At 45.1% G+C, this 761-nt stretch carries 1 protein-coding gene; it reads left to right on the top strand.

Annotated features, from left to right (window positions below):
- A partial coding sequence (locus tag AC59JO_RS29540) for a BamA/TamA family outer membrane protein (RefSeq protein WP_497309999.1) occupies window positions 1–761 on the top strand: 761 nt, incomplete at its 5' end.

Genomic DNA, 761 nt, shown 5'->3' with positions numbered 1-761 from the left:
ACGGTGAAAAAACACTGGTGAATTATAATTACGTCCGTTTTTATCAGAGTGCGCTTAAGCGAATTACGCCTTATTTCTTTGCCGGAGGAGGTTACAATATCGACTACCGAAGCAGCATTAAAAGTGATGATCCGGCGGTTGACTTAAAGCAATTCACCGGCTATAATTACGGAACCGGCGGCAGTTCGGTTTCGTCCGGCATCAATCTGGCTTTGTTATACGACACCCGAAACAATTCCATCAACCCGTTGCCGGGTTCCTATTTTAATGTTGTTTACCGTGTTAATCCTGCCTTTATGGGTAGCAATGATAGCTGGCATTCCTTGTATTTGGATTACCGGAAATATGTGCCGTTGAACCCTGCTAATAAAAACCAACAAAACACGCTGGCATTCTGGTCTTACTATTGGACAGTGCTGGGCGGCAACGCGCCGTATCTTGATTTGCCAAGCATCGGATGGGATCCTTATAATCGTTCCGGTGAGGGAATTGATCAGAACCGGTACAGGGGCAAGTCGCTGTTCTATTTGGAAAGCGAATATCGCCGGGATATAACCGCCAACGGCCTTTTAGGGTTTGTCGCTTTCGCTAATGTAAATACGGTGAGTGGTTCAGGCACTTTCTTCAAATCGTGGCACCCGGCTGCGGGCACAGGATTAAGGGTAAAATTTAATAAGGGTTCTAATACCAATATCGGTATTGATTACGCTTTCAGTAAAGGCTACAGCGCGGTTATATTGAATATCGGCGAATCATTTTAA

The organism is Mucilaginibacter sp. A5337 (assembly GCF_059690695.1).
This window is presented reverse-complemented; position numbering and strand designations above follow the sequence as displayed.